The sequence below is a fragment of the Microcystis sp. LSC13-02 genome (assembly GCA_002282935.1).
Taxonomy (GTDB): domain Bacteria; phylum Cyanobacteriota; class Cyanobacteriia; order Cyanobacteriales; family Microcystaceae; genus Microcystis.
This window is the reverse complement of the sequence record MTBT01000174.1, coordinates 1-5459: the sequence shown is the minus strand read 5'-3', so window position 1 is coordinate 5459 and position 5459 is coordinate 1. Positions and strand designations below refer to the sequence as shown.

Sequence of the window (5459 nt, the reverse complement as noted above, 5' to 3'; positions counted from 1 at the left end):
CTGTATAGATTTCAGCTACTTTTAGGCGTAGGCACTCTCATCGAATTTTATTTTAAGTTAATTATTTGCATAACAATTACCGAAGAGCCTGGATTATTTTGTTGAAAAGTTTGTGCATAGTGGAGAACGGTAGTACCTAGCAACCAAATCAAGCTAGCAGATGCCGCAATTTTCTCCTGAAAATCAAATAGTCTAAGTAACCAATAACAAGAGAGAACAACTAATACATTTAGAGGGATAACTACAAGAAAACTAACCGCAAATTCTCGTAATAAATAAGGCTTAATACTAGGAAAAACTTTAGAGAGTTGAGTGCCAATCCAATCTGCGGGCAACATTAATAAGGATTGTCCCATATCATAAGCTTCATATCATTTTCCATCTACTCCTAAAACACCAACACGGTCTAATCGAGAGGAAGGATGATAATTTGGTGGTAAAGAAACTTCTTCAGTTCCTGTCCACAGGGCATGGGCCATTCTTAGCCTAACATCGGTATCTGGAGGTAAGTTGGCCGGATTGATTATTGTTATCCAGAGTAGGGCAATAAGAGCTACTTTTGTGACTGTTTTCATGATCATCTATTTTTAGGATCTGTTTGAAAAGTTATAGGGCGTTGCTGATTTTAAGTATCAATTGTCCTCTCGGCAATTTTTAAAACCTAGCACTAAGGTAACTTGTGGATAGGAGGCACAATTTAGTATTCATGTCTTGATTCAGCGACACCGCTTTTTACTATCTTCTGATCTGCCGCTTCTAGGCTGGTAATTGCGGTTTCTGCCATCAAAATAGGAGGAATATCACTTAAACTGGCAGTTTGATAAACCTGTTCATTTCTAGCAAATAAATTGCTCATATCTTGATAATAATTAGAAGCGATCGATAATAAAGCTCCCGCAAAAATATAGAGAGGTAAAGGCAAAATAAAACCCTTCGCCCACTGATAAAATTCTACCAATAAAAACAACAATACACAACCCACAACCCATACTTTCATCACAGTTTTTTCTCCTATTTTTACGAGAAAAGGTGAGCAAAAAGCCCACCTTTTATTTAACTAATTCCAGTTAGAATTTATTCCATCACGGGAGCGATTAACTCGCGTCTTTCTCCCGAAATAACTTTCACTTTACCTTCCTCATCGATATCGACCATGGCAGTATCACCATCACCCACGCGTCCGGAGAGAATTTCCTCAGCCAGAACATCTTCCAACAGACGCATAATCGCACGACGTAAGGGACGAGCGCCGTAGGCCGGATTATAACCCTCCTCGATCAAGCGTTCTTTAAACTTATCAGTAACAGACAAAGTAATATTTTGTTCTGTCAGACGTTTAAACACATCCTTGAGCAGGATTTCGGCGATTTCCTTGACTTCTTCCTTATTGAGTTGACGGAAGACAATAATCTCATCGAGACGGTTGAGGAATTCCGGGCGGAAATATTGTTTTAATTCCTCATTAACCAGCGATCGAATGCGATTATACTGGGCCTCGGCCTGATTATCATCAAACTCGAAACCTAAACCACCGCCACCCTTCTCGATCACTTTAGAACCGATGTTCGAGGTCATGATCAACAGGGTATTTTTAAAGTCCACCGTGCGACCTTTAGCATCGGTCAAACGTCCATCTTCAAGGATTTGCAGAAGCATATTGAAGACATCGGGGTGAGCTTTTTCGATTTCGTCGAATAGCACCACCGTATAAGGACGACGACGCACCGCTTCCGTTAATTGTCCCCCTTCGTTGTAACCAACGTAACCCGGAGGCGAACCGATTAACTTAGAAACCGTGTGCCGTTCCATGTATTCCGACATATCGAGACGGATCATCGCATCTTCCGAACCGAAGAAATAAGCGGCCAGAGCTTTAGTTAACTCGGTTTTACCTACCCCCGTCGGACCTGAGAAGATAAAGGAAGCAATGGGACGGTTGGGATTTTTCAGACCGACGCGAGCGCGACGAATGGCGCGGGACACTGCTTTAACCGCGTCCTCTTGACCGATGAGACGCTGATGTAGGGTATCTTCCATGTGCAGCAGTTTCTCGGATTCGGTTTCGGTCAGTTTATTGACGGGAACCCCAGTCCAAGAAGCGACGATGTGAGCGATTTCCTCCGCGTCAACAAAGGGTTCGTCGTTGCCATCTTCGCCTTTTTTAGTGGAAGCGAGATTCCGGATCTGGGTTTTGATTTCCATTTCCCGATCGCGCAATTCCCCGGCTTTCTCGAAGTCTTGACCGCGCACCGCGTCATCTTTTTGTTTGAGAATTTGCCGCAGTTCCTTGTCTAATTCCTTGGCTGCCGGGGGCAATTGGGAATTAATCAAGCGCACTCTCGAACCAGCTTCATCGATTAAATCGATCGCCTTGTCCGGTAAGAAGCGATCGCTAATGTAGCGATCGGACAATTTCGCCGCCGCTTCCAGGGCCTCATCTAAGATTTTTAGTTTATGGTGCTGTTCGTAGCGTTCCCGGAGACCGTAGAGAATTTCGATCGTTTCTTCTACGGAGGGTTCACCGACCATAACCGGTTGAAAACGTCTTTCTAGAGCCGCATCCCGTTCGATATGTTTGCGGTACTCATCCAAGGTCGTCGCACCGATACATTGCAGTTCTCCTCGGGCCAAAGCCGGTTTGAGAATATTGGCCGCATCGATCGCCCCTTCGGCTGCCCCAGCACCGATGAGAGTATGAACTTCATCGATCACAAGGACGACGTTACCCGCTTGGCGAATTTCGTCCATGATTTTTTTGAGGCGTTCCTCAAATTCGCCGCGATACTTGGTTCCCGCCACTAGCAAGCCGATATCGAGGGTGACAACCCGTTTTTCTTCGAGAATGTCGGGAATATCCTTATTAGCGATGCGTTGGGCCAATCCTTCTGCGATCGCTGTTTTACCGACCCCCGGTTCCCCAATCAGGACTGGGTTATTTTTGGTACGACGGCCAAGAATTTGGATAACGCGCTCGATTTCCTTTTGTCGGCCGACCACGGGATCGAGTTTACCCTCGCTGGCCATTTGGGTTAGATTGGAACCGAATTCATCAAGAGTGGGGGTTTTAGTGCGACCTTGGGAAGATGAACCTGCGGCCACTTCGGCGGTTTCCCCTAACATTCTGATCACTTGGGTGCGAACTTTCGAGAGATCCACGCCGAGATTTTCCAGAACCCTAGCGGCCACACCTTCCCCTTCGCGAATTAGTCCTAAAAGGAGGTGTTCTGTGCCAATATAGTTATGGCCGAGTTGACGGGCCTCTTCGAGGGAGAGTTCTAAAACTCGTTTGGCTCTGGGGGTGAAGGGAATTTCCACGGCTACGAATCCGGAACCGCGACCGATGATTTTCTCCACCTCCACGCGCGCATCTTTGAGATTGACACCCATGGACTTGAGGACTTTGGCGGCAACTCCCGTTCCCTCTCCAATTAGTCCTAGTAAAATCTGCTCTGTTCCCACGAAGTTATGGCCGAGGCGGCGAGCTTCTTCTTGGGCGAGCATGATTACTTTAATGGCTTTTTCCGTAAATCTTTCAAACATAGCCTATCCATCACCTACACAAGCGACCCTAGATATGCTGATTTTAGCACGCCTTTTTAGTTTAGCCGTCTTTCAGTGATCAGTTATTGGCGAGCGGCTATTAGTTATAGCGTTGAAGATTTTTCCGGAGTCAGTCGGTCTTAGCTGACTTGCGGAGATGCCCGGAATCTGGCAGATTGTGGTTTTAGCCCTCTCGAAACCTGCCGATAAGTTGTTCACCCTTGCCTAATCCCCTAAGCTCGTGGTCATTCCCATCCCTCGATCGCTTGACTATTGAGCGGCCATTTTCAGACCAAAACTCGAAGTATAAGTAGATTAAATATTACTACCTATTGACAAATGAGTATTTTATGTTGCGGGATGGGTTAATATACAGAAAGTTTCCGTATAATGTGTAGTTAGACTGATACGGTTTTGCGTGATGGTGTTCTGAATTTCGAGAAGGCTTTAATATCTATTGCTCACTTCTCACAAGCGTGGATGTCATTGTATTCTTGACAGGGATAACATTCTGGTGTAGGATGTCCTAATCATCGGGTTATATTCTATTCTTTAAGCAAAAACATTATGAGTCTATCCGGTGCCGCTGAAGCGACTCCCAAGAGTCTCGCCAAGAAAACAAATAGAGTCAAGTATTATATCCATGAACCAGGTAAGTACCAAAGACTCAACCCGAAAAACCAGACTCCAGCTAGATTTGTCATCGGACAAAGATACAAAGTGGGTACCGGGGTAATCCTTCTCAATCAAAATGGCGACGTTCAAAAAGAGATTGTCAACGCTAAGTGGAGCTATAAACGCTTCCTCAGCTACTTGTTGGAGGAGTTTAGCGGAGAAGAACTGTTAGCTTTTCAGTGGGTTCCGCAAAGGGTATCAAATTCTTTCAAACTTTCAAAAATCAATTGTGGTCAACCCTGTGTTCCTAGCGGAGGTTGCATTAAGCCTGGCTGTATTTGTGATGAAACCAAAGGAGTTTGTATCTAAAAAGTTTTAAGAGACCAAGCGATCTGAATTCTTCTCATGGGTCGTTTTAAAAGTTAGGAGAGACCTTATGACACGTAAGACCAACCCGACTCTAATCTTTATTTCTGTTCCTATCTTTGTCTTCGCTGCTCTTTTGTACTTTGGTCCACCATCAGGAACGGACACTAAAGTATGGGTTCTGTCGTCGCTGGCGGCTGTTTCATCTGTAACTGCGGCGGTCTCATCTCTATGGAATACGCTTTCAAGTAGTCGAAACGCAGCACAACTTGAAGAACTTAAACAACAATTGGCTGTTAAGCTTCCCGCTCTCAAGGAGTCAAAGTCTGCCGCTCTCAAGTACTATAGGGTTCTTGCAAATCTTGAGACTAAAAATTGGGTTGATGAAGACTACAAAAAAGCAGAGGGTCTAATGTCTGATGCCGAATCCAGTGTATACCTGTTGTCGGAGGAATACCAAAATGCTTGGTATGACTACTGGCAGGAAGCTAGAAATATCTGCTTTGAGGTAAAAGATCAAAGTAAGGATATTGCAAAGCAGTACTGGGTTCAAACCGGAGCCAAAAGTCTTGCCAAAAAGCTAGAAAAAATTAACAGTCTAGCTATGCAGTACTAGCTATTGAACATAACCTTGTAACATTGCGATCGCAATCTTGTAGGGTGCGTTCCCTAGGGCAACTTCTACCGCTTCAGTGATCGATTTTGGGGAACGCACCATGCACATTGATTGAAACTGTGAGTCTAAGTGCGATGCCGCCCTTGTGGGCCCAGTTGGGGAATGTTAGCGAAGATTGCCAATGTTTAGGTTAAAATGGAGGGGCAAAAGTTGCAACGGGGTCAGGCCAATGACAGTTAATCAACTCCGCTACAGCAAAGAAGAATTCGCTCGACGTGGTAATGAGATTTATCAATCTCAGGTGCGCCCCCAAGTCGAGGAA

General features: G+C 45.0%; 5 protein-coding genes and 1 pseudogene. 2 read left to right on the top strand and 4 right to left on the bottom strand.

Annotated features, from left to right (window positions below; all coding sequences use genetic code 11):
* Positions 1–47: 47 nt before the first annotated feature.
* The 4 genes and pseudogenes from BGL89_RS21480 to BGL89_RS10415 all read right to left on the bottom strand — a co-directional run bounded on the left by BGL89_RS21480 (position 48) and on the right by BGL89_RS10415 (position 3540).
* Positions 48–356 (bottom strand): hypothetical protein, encoded by a 309-nt coding sequence (locus BGL89_RS21480; RefSeq protein ID WP_286825657.1) that lies wholly within the window; start codon positions 354–356, stop codon positions 48–50.
* A gap of 15 nt (positions 357–371) precedes the next feature.
* Complete coding sequence (locus tag BGL89_RS21475; protein WP_286825656.1) at positions 372–575, bottom strand: hypothetical protein; 204 nt, start codon at positions 573–575, stop codon at positions 372–374.
* A 141-nt stretch (positions 576–716) separates the two neighbouring features.
* Positions 717–997 (bottom strand): annotated as a pseudogene (locus tag BGL89_RS10420) (hypothetical protein).
* 77 nt (positions 998–1074) lie between these two features.
* The gene (locus BGL89_RS10415) at positions 1075–3540 is read right to left on the bottom strand and encodes an ATP-dependent Clp protease ATP-binding subunit (protein WP_286825654.1); all 2466 of its coding nucleotides are present in this window, start codon (positions 3538–3540) and stop codon (positions 1075–1077) included.
* 567 nt (positions 3541–4107) lie between these two features.
* Here BGL89_RS10415 and BGL89_RS10410 point away from each other — a divergent pair.
* Positions 4108–4524, top strand: a complete 417-nt coding sequence (locus BGL89_RS10410) for a hypothetical protein (RefSeq protein ID WP_286825653.1) — start codon at positions 4108–4110, stop codon at positions 4522–4524.
* Between the two features lie 67 nt (positions 4525–4591).
* Positions 4592–5137 carry a hypothetical protein gene (locus BGL89_RS10405; RefSeq protein ID WP_271990221.1) on the top strand — a complete coding sequence of 182 codons (546 nt, stop codon included), beginning with the start codon at positions 4592–4594 and terminating at the stop codon, positions 5135–5137.
* Positions 5138–5459 lie beyond the last annotated feature (322 nt).

Coding starts and splice junctions, on each gene's coding strand:
- BGL89_RS10405 (WP_271990221.1), top strand. CDS start 4,592: ATGACACGTAAGACCAACCCGACTCTAATCTTTATTTCTGTTCCTATC.
- BGL89_RS10410 (WP_286825653.1), top strand. CDS start 4,108: ATGAGTCTATCCGGTGCCGCTGAAGCGACTCCCAAGAGTCTCGCCAAG.
- BGL89_RS10415 (WP_286825654.1), bottom strand. CDS start 3,540: ATGTTTGAAAGATTTACGGAAAAAGCCATTAAAGTAATCATGCTCGCC.
- BGL89_RS21475 (WP_286825656.1), bottom strand. CDS start 575: ATGAAAACAGTCACAAAAGTAGCTCTTATTGCCCTACTCTGGATAACA.
- BGL89_RS21480 (WP_286825657.1), bottom strand. CDS start 356: ATGGGACAATCCTTATTAATGTTGCCCGCAGATTGGATTGGCACTCAA.